General features: G+C 41.9%; 15 protein-coding genes, 1 tRNA gene and 1 pseudogene. 14 read left to right on the top strand and 3 right to left on the bottom strand.

The window, feature by feature from the left end; translation table 11 throughout:
- Positions 1-20 precede the first annotated feature (20 nt).
- The gene (locus AC2JF7_RS00260) at positions 21-347 is read right to left on the bottom strand and encodes a DUF2187 domain-containing protein (RefSeq protein WP_500725937.1); all 327 of its coding nucleotides are present in this window, start codon (positions 345-347) and stop codon (positions 21-23) included.
- A 94-nt stretch (positions 348-441) separates the two neighbouring features.
- On the opposite strand from AC2JF7_RS00260, the gene AC2JF7_RS00255 reads away from it, so the two are divergent.
- From AC2JF7_RS00255 to AC2JF7_RS00240, 4 genes are all read left to right on the top strand, one after another.
- Positions 442-990, top strand: a complete 549-nt coding sequence (locus AC2JF7_RS00255) for a guanylate kinase (protein WP_500725935.1) — start codon at positions 442-444, stop codon at positions 988-990.
- Between the two features lie 224 nt (positions 991-1,214).
- The gene (locus tag AC2JF7_RS00250; protein ID WP_500726370.1) at positions 1,215-1,646 is read left to right on the top strand and encodes a C40 family peptidase; all 432 of its coding nucleotides are present in this window, start codon (positions 1,215-1,217) and stop codon (positions 1,644-1,646) included.
- 219 nt (positions 1,647-1,865) lie between these two features.
- Positions 1,866-2,588: a C40 family peptidase gene (locus AC2JF7_RS00245; RefSeq protein WP_500725933.1), complete on the top strand. Its 723-nt coding sequence runs from the start codon at positions 1,866-1,868 to the stop codon at positions 2,586-2,588.
- Between the two features lie 164 nt (positions 2,589-2,752).
- Positions 2,753-3,649, top strand: a complete 897-nt coding sequence (locus AC2JF7_RS00240) for a C40 family peptidase (RefSeq protein ID WP_500726368.1) — start codon at positions 2,753-2,755, stop codon at positions 3,647-3,649.
- Positions 3,650-3,769: 120 nt separating this feature from the next.
- On the opposite strand, the gene hflX is transcribed toward AC2JF7_RS00240, so the two are convergent.
- On the bottom strand, positions 3,770-5,035 hold the full coding sequence (hflX, locus tag AC2JF7_RS00235) for a GTPase HflX (RefSeq protein ID WP_500725931.1): 1,266 nt from the start codon (positions 5,033-5,035) through the stop codon (positions 3,770-3,772).
- Between the two features lie 260 nt (positions 5,036-5,295).
- On the opposite strand from hflX, the gene AC2JF7_RS00230 reads away from it, so the two are divergent.
- From AC2JF7_RS00230 to AC2JF7_RS00190, 9 genes and pseudogenes are all read left to right on the top strand, one after another.
- Positions 5,296-6,714, top strand: a complete 1,419-nt coding sequence (locus AC2JF7_RS00230; protein ID WP_500725929.1) for an MFS transporter — start codon at positions 5,296-5,298, stop codon at positions 6,712-6,714.
- A 191-nt stretch (positions 6,715-6,905) separates the two neighbouring features.
- On the top strand, positions 6,906-7,193 hold the full coding sequence (locus tag AC2JF7_RS00225) for a type II toxin-antitoxin system HicB family antitoxin (protein WP_500725927.1): 288 nt from the start codon (positions 6,906-6,908) through the stop codon (positions 7,191-7,193).
- A gap of 341 nt (positions 7,194-7,534) precedes the next feature.
- Positions 7,535-8,101: an aldose epimerase family protein gene (locus AC2JF7_RS00220; protein ID WP_500725925.1), complete on the top strand. Its 567-nt coding sequence runs from the start codon at positions 7,535-7,537 to the stop codon at positions 8,099-8,101.
- 108 nt (positions 8,102-8,209) lie between these two features.
- Positions 8,210-9,340 (top strand): LCP family glycopolymer transferase, encoded by a 1,131-nt coding sequence (locus tag AC2JF7_RS00215; RefSeq protein WP_500725923.1) that lies wholly within the window; start codon positions 8,210-8,212, stop codon positions 9,338-9,340.
- A gap of 114 nt (positions 9,341-9,454) precedes the next feature.
- Entirely contained in the window at positions 9,455-12,427 is a 2,973-nt protein-coding gene (locus tag AC2JF7_RS00210; RefSeq protein WP_500725921.1) for an LTA synthase family protein, read from the top strand.
- A 262-nt stretch (positions 12,428-12,689) separates the two neighbouring features.
- A complete protein-coding gene (gene tyrS, locus AC2JF7_RS00205; RefSeq protein WP_500725917.1) occupies positions 12,690-13,955 on the top strand; it encodes a tyrosine--tRNA ligase in 1,266 nt (421 codons plus the stop codon).
- A gap of 60 nt (positions 13,956-14,015) precedes the next feature.
- A complete protein-coding gene (locus tag AC2JF7_RS00200; protein WP_500725914.1) occupies positions 14,016-14,456 on the top strand; it encodes an NUDIX domain-containing protein in 441 nt (146 codons plus the stop codon).
- Between the two features lie 84 nt (positions 14,457-14,540).
- Positions 14,541-14,809: pseudogene (locus AC2JF7_RS00195) on the top strand (heavy metal-binding domain-containing protein).
- A gap of 160 nt (positions 14,810-14,969) precedes the next feature.
- Positions 14,970-15,042 (top strand) — tRNA-Thr (locus tag AC2JF7_RS00190).
- A gap of 300 nt (positions 15,043-15,342) precedes the next feature.
- Here the strand turns inward: AC2JF7_RS00190 and AC2JF7_RS00185 are convergent.
- On the bottom strand, positions 15,343-16,152 hold the full coding sequence (locus AC2JF7_RS00185; protein ID WP_500725912.1) for a metallopeptidase family protein: 810 nt from the start codon (positions 16,150-16,152) through the stop codon (positions 15,343-15,345).
- 236 nt (positions 16,153-16,388) lie between these two features.
- Here AC2JF7_RS00185 and AC2JF7_RS00180 point away from each other — a divergent pair, with 236 nt between their 5' ends.
- Positions 16,389-17,042 carry an HD domain-containing protein gene (locus AC2JF7_RS00180; protein WP_500725910.1) on the top strand — a complete coding sequence of 218 codons (654 nt, stop codon included), beginning with the start codon at positions 16,389-16,391 and terminating at the stop codon, positions 17,040-17,042.
- Positions 17,043-17,245 lie beyond the last annotated feature (203 nt).

The following is a 17,245-nucleotide window of genomic DNA, read 5'->3' as shown; positions in this document are numbered from 1 at the left end:
GCTTTTTAGCTAAAACTTTCTTATTTGTTTTTTGGGGCTTCCTCGTCTGCGGCCTTTTTGGCTGCCTCATCAGCTTTTTTGATCTTTTCAATCCGCACGTCGCTTTCAGCCAATTCTTCAATTTCCTTGATCTTGCGCTTAGGCGCACTCTTCAAGTTCTTGAAGTTAACGACAATTTTTTTGTTAAGGTCGCCGACTGCCGTTTCATCGGCTGGATCGAAGTCAATGATCTTTAACAGGGCAGAATTTTCGTAAATCTTCTCTATCTTGCCTATAAAAGGCTTGGTAAGTTCTTCTTCAGACTGCGCACTGACAATGCTATCTATTTTAACGTCTGTTTTTTTCATAATGAGTTTTACTTCCTCTCTTACCCGTGTTTAATTATAATAGAAAGATATTATTATAAAAGTCAACTGTTTTCAAGTAAAGGGAGCCTGGATTTTGCAAAAATTAATATTAATTGCTGGCCCAAGTGGTGCGGGCAAGACGACAATTTCAGATTATTTGACCCGAAAATATGATATTCCCCGCGTATTGACACACACAACCAGACCTATTCGGGCGGAAGAAGACCCCCAAAAGTCCTACCACTTCGAAACTGATGCCAGTTTTAAGCAGCTGCACTTTTTTGAACATGTTAGCTATGGGTCCTACCAGTATGGTTCAAGCCAAGAAGCATTAAACGAAGCCTGGGCCAAGCATGACTTAGTTTCGCTAATTGTTGATATTAAAGGTGCTGCTTCCTATATTAACACGCTTAAAGACCAAGTGTACTTTTTATACGTCACTGCAAGCACAAAAAAAGAATTAGTGGACCGTTTGCTTAAACGCGGGGATGAATGGGAAAAAATTCAGGAGCGACTCAGTGGTAGTGAACGGAATCTTTTACCCCGCAGTTTGCAAGATGATGCCCATGTCTTAGTCAATGACAATTGGTCCAAAACAAAACAGCGGCTCGATGCCATCGTGCAGAGCTTGTCAGCCAGGTAAATCCTGCTTGAAATTTTTCCTAAATTAATTTCTTATCGTTTTGTAGCTCGATTGACACGAATGTGTAACATTGGATTAGTAGTATATATGTTGTCGAGTAGGAGATTTGCAATTAGCAAATTGCATGTCAAGAAAAATAAGGAAGATTTGTTGGAAAAGAGAGATTGATTTTGGGACATAAACGTAGATTAACCAGGTTAATTGCAGTTATTGCTTTGTTTTGTATTGGGACCGTTACAACGGGTGTTGCTAACGCTGCCACAATCGATGAAGTTAGCGCTAGTTCAGTGACTAAGAAGTGTAATGCAGTTGCTAAGCTTGCTAAAAAGCAGGTGGGCAAGGGTTATGTATATGGAGCAAGTGGTCCATCTGCATTTGATTGCTCTGGGTTAGTGCAATACGTTTATAAAAAAGCTGGCGAAACCGTCTTACCACGCACAACTTATACTCAAGTAACGCACGGCAAGAAAGTTTCACTGAAGAAGTTGAAGAAGGGTGACCTGCTCTTTTGGGGATCAGCTACTTCTCCTAATCACGTTGGCATTTACGTAGGCAATAATGAGTTCGTCCATGCTGCTACTCCTTCTCAAGGAGTACGACAACAAACAATCAGCTCCTACTTTTATCCTTCAGCAGCAAAACGCGTGCTGGAATAAAACTTTTCTTTTTTTTTAACCAAACTTTCTTAGACTATAAATTAAATAATAAAATTTCATGTCCCTTTAGAGCCAATAGCTGTTGAAGGGCTTTTTTACGTACCAGTATCATTAATGTAATCGTTTTGTAATACTTTACGAGTAAAATGACGGGCGTGATGGAAGTAGAAATGAAAATATTGTCTTTAATATCTTAGTAGTTCAATAGGGGGAGTTATTTTGAAAATTAAGAGTGACTTAGTAAAATTTACTACGGCAGCAGCCTTAACTGTTACTGGAGTTGGGGTCGTAAATGCGATTAATACCAATTTAACCTCTTCCCATGTTGAAGCAGCGACCAACAAGGTGAAGATTAATTATGTGCCAGGCTATGGCATTAATATTTGGGATAATTACGAAAATCCTAGTTTTACTGGTCAAAGAATCAAGCACGGCAAAACGGTTAATATTTTAAGTAGCGCTGTTGACCGCAAGGGTCGTACATGGTACCAAATAGGTGAAGGCCAGTGGATTCAAGCACGCTACACGACAACAACTAGGAATGTTGGGGCTGGCGCAAAACCTGCCAAAAAGAGCAAGAACCTGGCCGCAAAGATTGTCAACTTGGCAAATGCTGAAGTCGGCAAGGCTTATGCATGGGGTGGTAATGGCCCAAGTGGGTTTGATTGTTCGGGCTTAGCACAATATGTTTACAGCAAGGCTGCAGGCAAAGAAATTAGTCGGACGACCTATAGCCAAGTTAAGCAGGGTAAGCCAGTTGCAATGGAAAATCTGCAACCTGGAGATTTGCTTTTTTGGGGATCAGCTTCTTCGCCTTACCACGTAGGTATTTTTGTTGGTGATAACCAGTACGTTCATGCTGCTACTCCTAGCCAAGGCGTTGTTAAAGACAGTTTAAGTTCATACTTCTACCCTTCAGTTGCCAAGCGCGTGCTTGACTAACGCAAAATCAATGATGATTTATTAATTAATCACTTAGAACAATTTTCTAAGTGATTTTTTTAATATCTGTCGGGCATAACTTGATTAAATATTTAAAGTGGGTAAAATAAAGTTAGTTATTATAGAATGATTACTATTATGCTACCAAGGAGAGAATGAATTTAATGAAGGGTAACTTTTGGAGGATGAGCCTTGCGGCAGCTTTAACCCTAACTGGAATTGCTGTGACTTCACCGCAAAAAGCTGCTAATGCTGCCATACTCAAAGATCCAATTAAGCGTGTGCAAATTAATTACCTGCCTGGCAAGGGTGTTAAAGTTTGGACAAATTATGAAGGCGGGCAGTTAATCAACTTTCGTGCTGAAAACAAGAGCAAGTGGAATGTAGTTGAGACGGCTGTCGACCGCAAGGGTAAGCTATGGTATAAGATCGGCTATAGTGAGTGGATAGAAGCCCGTTATACGATAGATCTTGATGAAAAGAAGGCCGGCAGTGCAGCTAGAAGCCGAGAAGACGCTGCAATTGCTTCAGTCAAAGCCAACAAAAAAAACAAAAAGACCAAGAAAGAAAAAGCAGCTAAGACCAAAGTACCTAAAGAACGGGATCGAGCAACAGTATCCAAAGCAAGCACCAAGGCTAAAGCAGCTAAACCTAGTCCAGCAGTAGTGACCACCGCTGCTAAGGTAACGGCTAATAATGCACAACGCGCCCAAGCGGTGGTGAACATGGCTAAAAGTGAGATTGGCAAGGGCTATGTATGGGGTGGCAATGGCCCTGATAATTTTGATTGTTCTGGCCTTGTGCAATATATTTATAACAAAGTTGGTGGGGTCAACTTGCCGCGAGTAACAACTGACCAAGTCAAAGTGGGGACCGCCGTTCAGATGAACCAATTACAGCCTGGAGACCTGTTGTATTGGGGCTCAACCGATGCACCTTACCACATTGGCATATATGTGGGCAACAATCAGTATGTTAGTGCAGCTACACCGGAGCAGGGCGTAGTTCTTCAGACAATCAGTTCATATTTTTACCCGTGCATTGCCAAGCGCGTCTTGTAATTGAATAGTGCAAAAGAGAGGCTAATTAGTAAAAAGATACCAATAAAATAAACAGTCAATTAAGAAGAGAACGACTTGCTCTTCAAATTGACTGTTTTTCTTATGCTTCTTGTTCAATAATTAAACTATATAGCGCTGAAACTGTGCTTGCTTGTCTGGCGATAAGCGGACTGTGACGTGAATGCCATCGTCTTGGTAGTCTTCTTTCATTACTTGAGCATGTTCATGCAAGTAAGACAAGGCCTTGCCATCGGACATTGGCAATAGTAGGTTCACCTTTTGGTAATTGGCAAAGACACGCTTAGTGATGAGGTCTGCCAGAGTCTTAATGGATGTCGGATCAGTGGCGGCATACAAGATACTGTCGCCTTCAATTTGCGGATAATTGCGGTCTGCCTTGTCTGCCTTGTTGTAAGCTGTAATCATCGGGATGCCCTTGACGCCAATCTCGTCCAGGACCTCTTGCGTGGTTCGAATCATCTGAATCATGTTGGGGTCGGAAGCGTCCACGACATTGATTAAAAGGTCCGCATCCTTGACTTCTTGCAGCGTAGCATTAAATGACTCAATTAGGTTGTGGGGCAGCTTGGAGATGAAGCCTACCGTGTCTGACAAGATAAAACTAAAGTTATTGCTCAATTCAATGCGACGCACGCTAGTGTCGAGCGTGGCAAACAACATATTCTTAACAAAAACTTGCTTGGCTTCTCCTTCTTCGGAAAATTCTGTTAAAAGGCTATTCATGGTTGTTGACTTACCAGCATTGGTGTAGCCAACAAGAGCAACCTTGGGAATGTGATTTTGATTGCGCCGTTTGGACTTGATTTCTTCTTGGCTCATAATGGTTTTAAGCTCTTTTTTGATAATTGAGATTTGCTTGCCAATAGTTCTGCGATTTAATTCTAGTTTGGATTCTCCAGCACCACGGTTGGCAAAGCCACCGCCACGTTGCTGGTCTAAGTTGTTTTCTGATGGGTGCAAGCGTGGCAGTTCATATTGCAAGCGGGCGAGCTGGACTTGCAGTTTAGCCTGTTTGGTGCGAGCACGACTAGCAAAAATCTCAAGGATTAGTTCCGTTCTATCTACCACGCGCAGCTTGGTGATTTTTTCCAAGTTGCGAATCTGAACAGGCGTGAGTTCGTCATTTAAAACGAGTGCCTTGGCCTTTAATCCGCGCGCCATGTCCTTAATCTCGTTGACTTTGCCTAAGCCAAAGTAGGTCGCACTGACCACTTGTTCAGCGTTTTGCTGGGATTGGCCGACTACTTCCATATTGGCAGCAGCAGTCAAGTTGGCTAGTTCACTCATGTAGTAATCAAAATTGGGATCATTCAAGTTAACGCCGGCGATATACGCCTTAAGTTTGTGAGGGATATTATCGATCATTTAGTCCTCTTTTCAAGATAAATTAATTAGTGATTAGCAATGATTTTAATCTTATAATCCACATAGTCATGATCTTCTTTCTATAATTTGGTTAGCTTAATTGTAATACAACTGGGTCAGTTTACAAAAACTATTGCTGCTAAGCTAATATAAGATGAGTTTTATGTCTTGGCATTCAAATTAAAAAGTGTATAATCTATTCTATTAAGGTACCTAACTAATTTGAAAAGTGAAGGGATTTGGTTAATATGACACAAACTATGAGTTATCAAAATAACCCGAAAGTCCAGCAAAATCGCTGGTGGATATTGGTTGCAGTTGGATTATTTACATTTATGTCGACGCTGGACGGAACGATTGTCAATATCGCACTGCCCGTGATCAGTCGCGATCTGCACATTCCAATGAGCCAGTCAGAATTGGTGGTTTCGCTATATTTGATCATTGTCTGCAGCTTCATTTTGTTCTTTGGAAAATTGAGCGATTTGCACGGCAAGATTAAAATTTTTCGGTTAGGTGCTATTTTCTTTATTGCTGGTTCGCTTTTGTCTGGCTTCAAGATCAACTTGGTCTTCTTGCTGGCTTCCCGGGCTTTGCAGGCCTTTGGCGCAGCTATGACGATGGCAACTAACAACGGCATCATTACCGAGATTTTCCCTACAACGGAGCGAGGCAAGGCACTAGGCACCATTGGCTCCTTCGTAGCTCTGGGATCAATTGCTGGGCCAGGCCTTGGCGGGGTCATCCTAAGTCACTTGTCTTGGTCTTACATCTTTTGGCTAAACGTTCCAGTTGGTATCATTGCGGCTATTATTGGCGCAGTTTTCCTACCCAAGGACATTACCTTTACCAGCGCACCACTCGATCGCATGGGTTCGATCAGCTTTGCCATGGGCATGATTACCTTGTTTGGTGGCATCTTCTTGGGCCAGCAACTAGGCTTCACTTCTTTGCCAGTTTTGCTGCTAATTCTTGTGGGCGTGCTGAGTTTTGTGTGGTTTGTCTATGGCGAAAACCACACGGCTAATCCATTATTGCGCTTTAGCCTCTTTAAGAATCCTGACTTTTCAGTCAGCCTGCTGTGTGCACTATTAATCTTTATTACCAACTTTTTCTTTAATGTGGTAACGCCCTTTTACTTAGAAAATGCACGTCATTTATCGCCAAAGCAAACTGGCTTTATCCTGATGATCTTGCCTGTTGTGCAACTGTTTGCCGCACCTGTTGCTGGTACGCTGTCTGATAAAATTGGCCCTAAGTTGATTACGTTCATTGGCCTTCTGCTTTTGCTAGTCAGCCAGGCTGGTTATGCGATGTGCAACTTGAATTCACCGCTCTGGCTATTTATTGTCAGCATCGCTCTCATGGGTTTAGGCAGTGGCATTTTCAGTTCACCTAATAATTCCTTGGTTATGGGTTCGGTTGAGCAAAAAGATTTGGGCATTGCCGGCAGCATCAACTCGCTATCCCGGAATCTGGGCATGGTAATTGGTATTTCCAGTGCAACGACAGTGCTCTTTGCTGCTATGAGCAGTGCCAAGGGTGCCCGAGTAACTGGCTACCTGCCCAAGCAACCAGAAATTTTTATTTACGGCATGCACGTTGTCTTCATCATCTCACTGTTAATTTGCCTTGTGACCGTAATTTTAAGTGGTTGGCGTCTATTTAAAAAGGATTAAAGCTAGATAGTTTCAATAAAAAGCGTTGCAGATACTTCTCCAACGCTTTTTATTGTCTAGTTAAAAATCGGCTATTCTTTTTCTTGAAAATAATTTTAAGATTAAAAAATAATTTTTTGCTAATTGTTTATTGTTTGGAAGTGATTTGGTATATCATGATAATAGTGGTAATGCAATAAGGAGGTTTGTAGATGGACCATAGAATTGTAACCTATCCCGCTATTTTTCGACCGTTAGAAAACGATCTATATGTAATCAACTTTCCCGATGTTAAAGGTGGAATCACCGAAGGGCAAGGATTGCGCGAATCAATGAAAATGGCAGCTGACACCCTCGCAAGCCGATTATACAATAAAGCAGAGTTACCCAAGTCCAGTAAAATTACTGAGATTGAATTGCCTGAAGATGGCTCCTTTGTTGTGCCAGTATCGGCCGATTTGACAGAAGCATCACGTGACCGCATCAATTATAAAATATAACTAAAAAAGCACCCCACAAGTGGGATGCTCTTTTTATTAACTTGTTCCAAAAACTAAATTTATAATTCTCGGGAACAAACTTATTATAGTATATTATAGTGAATTTTGCTAATGTTTTAAGTGATTTCTTAAAACGTAAGCGGTATGACAGCCGCCTTAGTTAACAAGCTTTTCACAATCAGGAACCCTTTGCACGTTCCCTCCAAGTAACTTATAATATAATCTTTATCTAATGTTCTCTACAATCAAGTCGGTTGAAAAGAGGCGGAAATTTGAACTGGAATTGACATTACCCTTATTCAAGTGCTATTTTCTAGTAAGTAGAAAGTTTGGAGTATGCTATGCAAACAATTGAAAGTTCTGTTTTGCGCATAGCTGTCGATGAAAAGGATGCGCAGGTTGTCAACCTGGTATCTCAAAGCAATCAAGTTGATTACTTTAAAGACGGCGATGTGCAAAAGCAGTTAAAAGTTGCTTTTACGGGTGTAGATCAAAGTGAAAACTGGGCCGAACTCTTACCGTGGACGGTTGTCGATAAGGGCGATGCCCGAGTTAGTTTGGCTTTGATTGATGACGGAACAAGCTATAAAAAGTTTCCGTACCATTTTGAAGCAATTTTGACCTACAGTCTAGATGGCAACAATGTTGATATAAAATGTTATCTGAAGAATAATTCACACAAGGAGATGCCTTTTTCTTTAGTATTTACCTTGCCGATCTTGGCGGATTGGTCCAAAAGTAAAAATGTGAATGAAGTAGAGCTAAAACATGAAGACACAGTTTTGAAAGTGTCTTCCTCAAACTTTGCCTTAGCAATTGCAGGCGATTATATCCTTGCTAAGGCCAATGTTACCACGCTTCAAAGCGACGATAGCAATGAGTTTGGGCTCAAATTGACGCTCAGTTAAACAATTTAACGATTTTAATAAGATGTTATGAACAAACCGGCGCTGGTTTGCTTTTTTGTTATAATATGCTCATTGTAATTAATATTGATAAACTTGGTAAATAAGAATATGGATCATAACGATAATCATCCGAGCAAAAGTCGGGTTGAAGCCCATGCAAGGGACTACAAGAAAAAAAAGCGCCTTTTAGCTTGGATAATGAGTATTTTTGCTCTTACCATCGTGGCGTTAGCTGTTTATTCAGCCTATGTTTATTTTCGAACTAAAAACGCGGTTGAAAGCACCTATGATAGCAATAATTATGTCCACATTAAAAACGGTGAGTTTAACGGCAAGAAGAAGTTTGCGGTTTTATTAATGGGGACTGATACCGGCGCACTTGACCGAACTGAAAAAATCGGTAATACTGATACAATTATTATTGCCGTGGTTAATCCACAAAAAAAGCGGTACACCTTGATGTCAGTGCCACGAGATACAATGGCCCAGATGGTAGGGGCGGAAAATTTCCAAGTGGAAAAGATAAACGCCGCATACCCAATTGGTGGTGCTGCAATGTCAATGGCGAGCGTGGCTAAATTAGTTAATATGCCTATTAAGTATTATGCCCTGGTCAATATGAGGGGGATAATGCGGCTAATTCGCTACGTTGGCGGAATCAACATTCGACCAACGCTTAGCTTTGAATATGGCGGCTATATTTTTAAGAAGGGCCAGCTGACGCATATGGGTGGCGGCGGCGCGCTTGCTTATTCACGCATGCGTTATGATGATCCTAAAGGCGACTATGGTCGCCAAAAGCGCCAGCGCCAAGTGATTACCACCTTGATTAAAAAGGCGGTCTCGATTAACACACTGACGCAGTTAGACTCGATTTTAAATGCAATTTCTGGTAATGTAAAAACTAATTTGCCGTTCAGCGCGTTGGAGCAGATTGCTTTTAATTACCGTAATGCAACTAAGACTGTCCAAAGTGACTACCTTCACGGACACAATGCGATGATTGATGGTGTTTCTTACCAGGTGCATTCCACCAGGGAATTACAGCGAGTATCAGATTTTCTGCGCACTGAACTTGGGCTTTTAAGTGAACCGGTCAATAATAATGAAACCTATCAAAACCGGCGAAATAAGGCCCAAGGTTTTGACTTTGCCAAGCCAGACACGCAAGACTATCATATCTACCAGGACTATGAAAGCCAATCCTTACAAGAAAGTGGTGGGAATTACGGTAATTAATACTGCTATGGACTGTTATAGGCAATTAAACGCTGTGCTCAATTAGGAAGATTGGACGTAGGCCATAGTGAAAACTAAGTGGCATCATTTTTAGTGGGGATATATACTAGAAATATGAATAAAAATAAAAAGATTTCAAGAACTGTTCAAATTATTTGTTTGTTAGTCGCGGCGCTGTTCATGCTCGTTCAAATGTACAGCTTGAAGGGTATTGCATCTAGGGCGCAATATTCATTTATCCGCTTTTTGCCTAACATGATGCACAATGCGACCCTAGTGCTAGTGCCAATGATTTTTGGGGCTGTTTATAGCCAGAAAAAGCAAAGTACGAGCGAGAGCTTCAAGTATTGGCTGATGGCACTGGCCACCTTGATTGTGTACTATGTATTATTCTTCTTCAGAGTCCCTGGTCGCTTTAACATGTGGCGTGTTTGGGGAATGCTCTTTCCAATTATTACCAGCACTTCAGTGCTTTTTGCTGGATTGTTTTTCAGTTTGCTGGTTCAGCCGCGCATTTACGACCTGCTGCACAAGTTAACTGCAAAGCAGAACCTGCTGGTGCTTTCGCTGTTAACGCTTTTGGGCTTTGCCTTGAGTGCAGGCAACTTGTCCTTCCAATATTCGCTTTACGGACTATATTTAATCCTCTTTTTCGCATGGGGCATGTTTTTAGCAGACGTGCATATTAGTGGCAAGCTGCTAGGGGTATCCCTGATTAGCGGTTTGATTTCGCTCTTCGTCGTTGTAATTGGCGTGTCAGGCTTTGACGCTGTTTACTGGTCGCAAATTATTTCTGGTAATGGTGGCGGTGACTGGAATCGCGAGTTTTTGAATAACCCGTCTTCACCGTTCATGTTTTTGCTAGTTGTAGCCATCTTCTTGCTCTTTAAGCGGGTGATTGTATCCCTCAGCAAGAAAGATATGCGCTTCTTCATTCCCGTTATTATGTTCATGGATGCGCCGATTTCGCCGCGATTCATGAGTTCATTCCGGTTTACAGGTTCATCAACTATTAACAAATTAATTATGATTCTGGTCATGTTAATAGTTGTTTGGGCCTGGAACTATGTGCTTGAGCGCTACTTGTTTAAGGTGAAGCCATTTAAGCGCATAATTAATTACTTAGACCATGAGTCCAATCTGGCTAATATCTGTGAGCAAGCTTGGCAGCACTTTACTAAGTTTGTAGTTGCTAACCGTGTAAACTTGCTAACTTGGGCTTGGTTCTACATATTGAGTTTTGGTTCATTTTTAATTGAGTCAGATAATTTACGTATTCAAATCAGCACGGCTGCTACGATTAATGCAATCGTGTACCTGCTAGGAACCAAGTTCTTTGCAATTATTTTGACGACCATCTTTTTGGACGCGCTATTTTCAATCTTGTACTTTGTGACTACGCGGTATTGGACGTCCAATATGCTGGTCAGTCTAATTGCCATTGGTTGGGCTGTTGCCAACAAGATTAAACTCCTGCTTCGCGGCGAGCCGATCTATCCAACCGAAATAAGCGAAATTGTTAACTGGAAGACGCTTTTGCCCATGGTTGGCAAGACTACGGTGATTGCAATTTTAGTTGCAATCGTGGTGGTAATTGTTCTGGACATCTTTTTAGAGCGTAAGTTTCCAATTAAGAAGAGGGGTTCTTGGAAGAGACGGGGCATCTGGGCCCTGGTCAGCTTGCTGCTCTTCATGACTCCATTGCGCTTTAACCACGATGGTGGTGTAATCTACCATATTAACCGCGGCTTTGACAACAGGCAACGCTTCCGTAATCCTGAACGGGACATTCAGGTCAACGGACCAGTGCTCAACTTCTTAAATTACATTGACTTGCAGATTATGGATCAGCCGACTGGCTATTCCGCATCCAATATTAAGCAATTAAACAATAAATATGCAAAAGTGGCTGCTCGGATTAACAAGCACCGCAAGAATGACCTTCACGACCAGACCATTGTCTTTAATCTGAGTGAGAGCTTCGTTGATCCGTATACCTTCCCGACAATTAAATTTGATCGGGATGTACCGAATCCGGTTAAGTTTATCCAGTCGATAAAGTCGCGTTCTTCATACGGCAACATGCTCAGTGCTGGTTATGGTGGCGGTACGGCTAATATGGAATGGGAAACGTTGACTGGTCTTAACATGGGACTGTTTAAGTCAACCTTGACGCCATATGTTCAGGTGGTGCCTAACTATGACTTCTACCCAACGATTGGGATGAACTTTGATTATAAGTCAGCTGTTCACCCATTCATTGGTACTTACTATTCTAGACGTGAGGACTACCACCGCTTCAAATTTGATAAGTTTGTTTATGCTGGTTCGAAGTATAAGATTATTGACCAAAAGAAATTGGGCAAGAGTGGCTACAATTCGGACTTCACAACTTATGCTAACGGCATTAAGCAAATTAATGAGCGTAGTGGTGGCCAATTTATCAACTTGATCTCTATTCAGAACCACATGCCTTACAACAACTGGTACCCGAATAATGAATACATGGGCAAAATTTCAGGTGACTTATTTACTTCACCTGCAGTGCGCGAACAGATGGCCACTTATGTTAAGGGTACCCAGTACACCGATAAGGCAGTCAAGCAGTTTATCGGCCAAATTGACCGCATCAAGAAACCAATTACGCTGGTCTTTTATGGTGACCACTACCCAAGCATTATTTCGCAAAATTACACGTCTAAGTACCCAGTGCAGATGCACTCAACGCGCTACTTTATTTATTCCAACAAGTATGCCCGCGACCATGGTGCTAAAACTAGACTGCCGCGCAAGGCTAACCAGTTTGTTAGTTCCAGCGATTTCATTGCAATGATGCTGCAGCAGACTGATTCAAAGGTGACACCTTATCAAGCTCTCTTGACAGAGGTGCACAAGAAGCTGCCAGCTATCACTATTAACTTTGATGGCGACAAAGGCTTTGAGCTGATTGACCGCAAGGGTCATGTCATTGATCCGAAATACTTGACCAAGAAGCAACAAAAATTGCTTCAAGATTATGAGACGATCCAGTATGATATGACTGCTGGTAAGGCTTATGGCCTGCAGATTAAGGGCTTCTACAAGTAAGAAGCCAGTTGACTAATTGGCAAAAAGTTAGTATTATCAATTGGTAATTAAGTAGCTACTCGATTCAGCGTGCAGAGAACTAGCGGTTGGTGTGAGCTAGACAGGTCGAAGCTAGTGAAATACAAGTGGGGTGGTTCCCATAAAGACCACTATTAAGGCGCCATTAAGGCGTAAACGTGGGTGGTACCACGGCTAAGAAGAGTGATTTAGTCGTCCCTGGATTCTATTTGAATCCGGGGACTTTTTTGTTGGAGGAAAGCAAATGGCAAATTTTGATATTTTAGAAGACTTAAAGTGGCGTGGTGCTATCAACCAGCAAACGGATGGAGAAGGCTTGATCAAGTATTTACAGAGCCATGATGACTTGGCTCTGTACTGCGGGACAGACCCCACAGGCGATTCCCTCCATATTGGGCACCTAATCCCCTTCATGATCTTGAAAAGGTTCCAGCTGGCAGGCTACCACCCTGTGATTGTGATTGGTGGCGGGACAGGGTCTATTGGTGACCCATCCGGACGCAAGTCCGAGCGGGTACTCCTTGATGCAGAGCAACTTCACCAAAATGAACTTGCTTTAACCAGGCAGATGGAAAAGCTGTTTGGCACAGAAAACTTTGAAATCGTCAACAATGCGGAATGGCTTGATCAAATCAGTCTGATTGACTTTTTGCGCGACTACGGCAAGCACTTCCAGATTAACAACATGCTGAGCAAGGATGTTGTTGCTAGTCGGCTAGAAAGCGGAATTTCTTTTACGGAATTTACCTATCAAATTTTGCAAGCAATCGACTTCTACCAGCTCAATAAGGAGCATGGCGTGCAAATGCAGATCGGGGGCAGTGATCAGTGGGGCAACATCACGGCCGGAATTGACCTAATCCACAAGTTGGCAGGAGCAGACCGCCAAGTCTTTGGCTTGACCATCCCGCTAATGCTCAAGGCAGATGGCACCAAGTTTGGCAAGTCAGCAGGTGGCGCAGTTTGGCTTGACCCAGAAAAAACGAGTCCCTATGAGTTTTACCAATTCTGGATTAACCAAGATGATCGTGACGTAGTCAAGTACCTCAAATACTTTACCTTTCTCAGTCATGACGAAATTGATGAGCTTGAAGAACAGGTCAAAGAAGAACCATGGAAGCGGACTGCACAAAAGACCCTAGCCAAAGAAGTGACTAAATTTGTTCATGGTGAACAGGGCCTTCATGAAGCCGAAATGATCACAGATGCGCTATTTTCGGGCAACATTAAGGACTTGACGGTCAAACAGATTGGGCAAGCCCTTAAGACAGCCCCTGCTGCTACAGCGGACAGTTCCAGCAAGAATGTTGTGGACTTTTTAGTTGATACCAAAATTGAGCCTTCTAAGCGTCAAGCACGCGAAGACGTTAAAAATGGGGCCATTTACATAAATGGTGATCGCCAGCAGTCGGTTGAGTTTGAAGTCAATCCGAATGCAGCCTTTGATGGCAAGTATGTTATTGTGCGCAAAGGAAAGAGAAAATATACACTAGTCAACATTAAAGATTAATACTAAGGAAGGACCTGGCATAAAGAAGTCGGGCCCTTTTAAAAAGCTAGAGGGACGAAAATGCGTGCACGCGTGGTAATGTACAATCCGAAGACAGACATGGTGCTGCTTATTCACCGAATTAAAAATAAGCGAGACTATTGGGTTATTCCAGGTGGTGGTAGCCAAAAAGGTGAAACGCCGCTTGAAACGGCTATACGTGAAGTTGAAGAGGAGTTAATGATCAAACTGCTCAGTCCAAATTTGCACAGGCTATGCACAATTGATGAAGAAGGCGAGCGTCAAGTGATTTTTGGCAGTGCAATCGACTTGACGCAAACGCCCACTATTCACAGCGAGGAAAAAGAACGAGCAAGTAGTGATAATGTCTATGAACCAAGGTGGATCAGGCGGGCTGACCTTGCTCACCTTAACTTGATGCCGACCCTGGCTGCTAGCCCAATTATTAGCGCAATCGATCAGGACTTTTTCGGTAAAAAGATTAAAAATAATTTAGATTGACAATGTGAGACAATATATTCATAATCTATATTTAACAAAAATATCCGGTTGAAAATCAAAACACTTCAAATGGAGGACATACTGATGAATGATAGCAGTTTTTTAATTACTACCACTGAGAAAATTCCAGGTAAAGATTATGAAATAATTGGCGAAGTTTTTGGCTTGACAACCCAATCCAAAAACATGTTTAAAGATATGGGTGCTAGTTTCAAGTCAATAGTAGGGGCGAAGTTCATAGCTATACCGAGATGATGGAAGAAGCCCGCGAAAAAGCCATCGATCGAATGCGTGCCGCAGCCTACGACCAAGGTGCAGATGCTGTGGTCATGATGCGCTTTGATACAAGTTAAATTGCTGGTGATATGCAATCAGTTGTGAGCCGTGCCTTACCGGGCAAATGCTGCCCAATAAGCATTTAAAAAGCACCCATTATTGATACGATCCCGGAACTGTCCTGATTTTGGTGTTCACATCATATCACTATGGGTGCTTTTTTGATAAAATAGATTTGCCACTTTAGCTCAGGAGGTAGAGCACCGCCGTGGTAAGGAGGAGGTCCCCAGTTCAAATCTGGGAAGTGGCTTAAATTGGATGTACTAAGTATTGTTAACTTTATCTTATCAGGCTTTGCAGTGGATAAGTAAAGAATAATCAAGGCTAATAAAGAACACGCAACGGAACATAAAACAAACGATGTTCCGAAAATGTTTTTAGGAATAGGCAAACGCTTGTGGTAGCATTGTTTATAACTGCTTTTTTGTATGCAAGAACACGATTTTTTAAATCCGTTAGTTATTAAAACGCTTCTGTCACTTTTGGATTTTACTTTTATTGCTTCTCTGACAGTTAACCAGGTATTTTGTATTATCTTTTGGCGCGGACACTAATTTTGGTAAAGGATAGCCAGTGATTTTATATAGTCCTGGTCAAGAACTGTGTGCAATCCATCTTTAGTCTTAATATTAGTGCTTGCTACCGGTGACATAATTTCATTACTGTACCTTGTTCCAGGCTGATATTCTATCTCTTTAATCTTCTGCTTGCCCTCTGTATACCGTCTTTCCTTAAGCACTATGCCCATGTGGCCGACACCAAGAATGTGACCCATTTCATGCAGAACTGTGTTGTTAAGTGCCAATTCATAGTTTTCATTAGTGGCCAGGGTTTCCCTAATTGTTTTGGTATATAAAATAATTTTTGCAGGTGGCTGCTCTATTATCTTAAACAGTCCCTTGTATTTTTTAATATTTCTGATTCTTGGCTGAGCAGACCCCAGCATTTCGCCGCCGTCATCTAAATGCTGGCCGCTGCTTTTAATGCTGATATTGGCTTTTTTCTTAGTCTTGATTAGCTTGACGATGCGCAGGCGGTTAATTTGCTTGATGGCACCCTCGGTTATTTCTTGGTCCCGGCTGCTCAAAGCTTGGTCATTATAAGTTATTTTGATTTTGGCCCACCGGCAGCCTTCTAAAAAGTATTTGTTTAAAATGCTTCTAGTAAATTTTTTGACTTTAGGCACATCGTACTTTGACTTGGCCCGCTGCATCTTGATTTGCGAACTAGTTAGGTGTTTTGCTTGGACTACGTAAGTTCCAGTGCTAGGCATGACTGAAGTTAAGGCAATTACTGATATAAGACCAGTGATGATTTTGACAAATTTTTTCTTAATCTGCATATTAAACCTCTCTTTCATAGATAATATAGCGTAAATCAAGAATAAAGGGAAAGGTTTCTCACTGCCCGAAATTTATATTTAAAAAGATATTGCACTTCGGGCAATTGGTGTATGATGAAACCATTAAGTAAGAAACATATTTTGTGTACTTGATCCCCATTAAGATAAGTAGCAAGTGGCTGCTAGAAAGCTCAGTCGCATTTTTAACTGAGATTCATCTGGTGCATTCAGTGAAAAGTGAAAGGAAGATTAGTTTGGATTTAAGCAAAATAATTAATTTTGTCAAAGAAGAGCTCAACAATGAAAAAACAGGACATGACTTCTACCACGGTCAGCGGGTCGCACACCTGGCTACAAGCATGTACTTGCATGACAACCCGCAAGCAGCCGCTGACAGCCGCATGTGCGCGATTATCCAGGCCGCAGGCTACCTGCATGATACGATTGATGAAAAGATATGTGCAGACCCAGAAAAGGTTTTAGTGCAGATTACGAAGCTCTTGCCCCAGGCTGGCTTTACCGAGTTAGAAACTAAGGACATCTTGTTCACAATCCAACACATGTCTTTTTCGCAAAATATTGAACACCACTACCAATTGCCCGTATCAGGTCAGTATGTTCAAGATGCAGACCGCATTGAAAGTTTGGGGGCAATTGGAATTGCCCGGGCTTTCACTTTTGGAGGCGCTCATGGCAATGTGATTTACGATCCACGCATTAAGCCGCAAAAATTAGTCAGTCACAGCCAGTATAGAAAGCACACAGAAACAACGATTAACCACTTCTATGAAAAGCTCTTTCAACTTGAGGGGTTAATGAATACTGCTGGTGGCGCAAGCATCGCACACGAGCGAACGCAATTTATGCGCGCCTTTGTAGATGAATTTATGCAGGAATGGAATGTTTAGCTGATCTTCTTGCTGGTCGAAAAGATTCTTGTCTGCAACTTATAATAAGATCTAGCACTTGGTTAGATTTCAACTTTCTGCACTAGTTTAGGCAAACTAGTGCAGTTTTTATTAGAGTTACTAACTTATAAGATGTGAGGGCACTAAAGAAGTAATTTGTTGAGCTAGAGTGCCCACATAAAAATAAAAATTTGAAAATTTTT

The sequence above is a fragment of the Lactobacillus sp. XV31L genome (assembly GCF_059900865.1).
The sequence above is the reverse complement of the archived record's forward strand: the minus strand, read 5'-3'. Positions and strand labels throughout refer to the sequence as shown.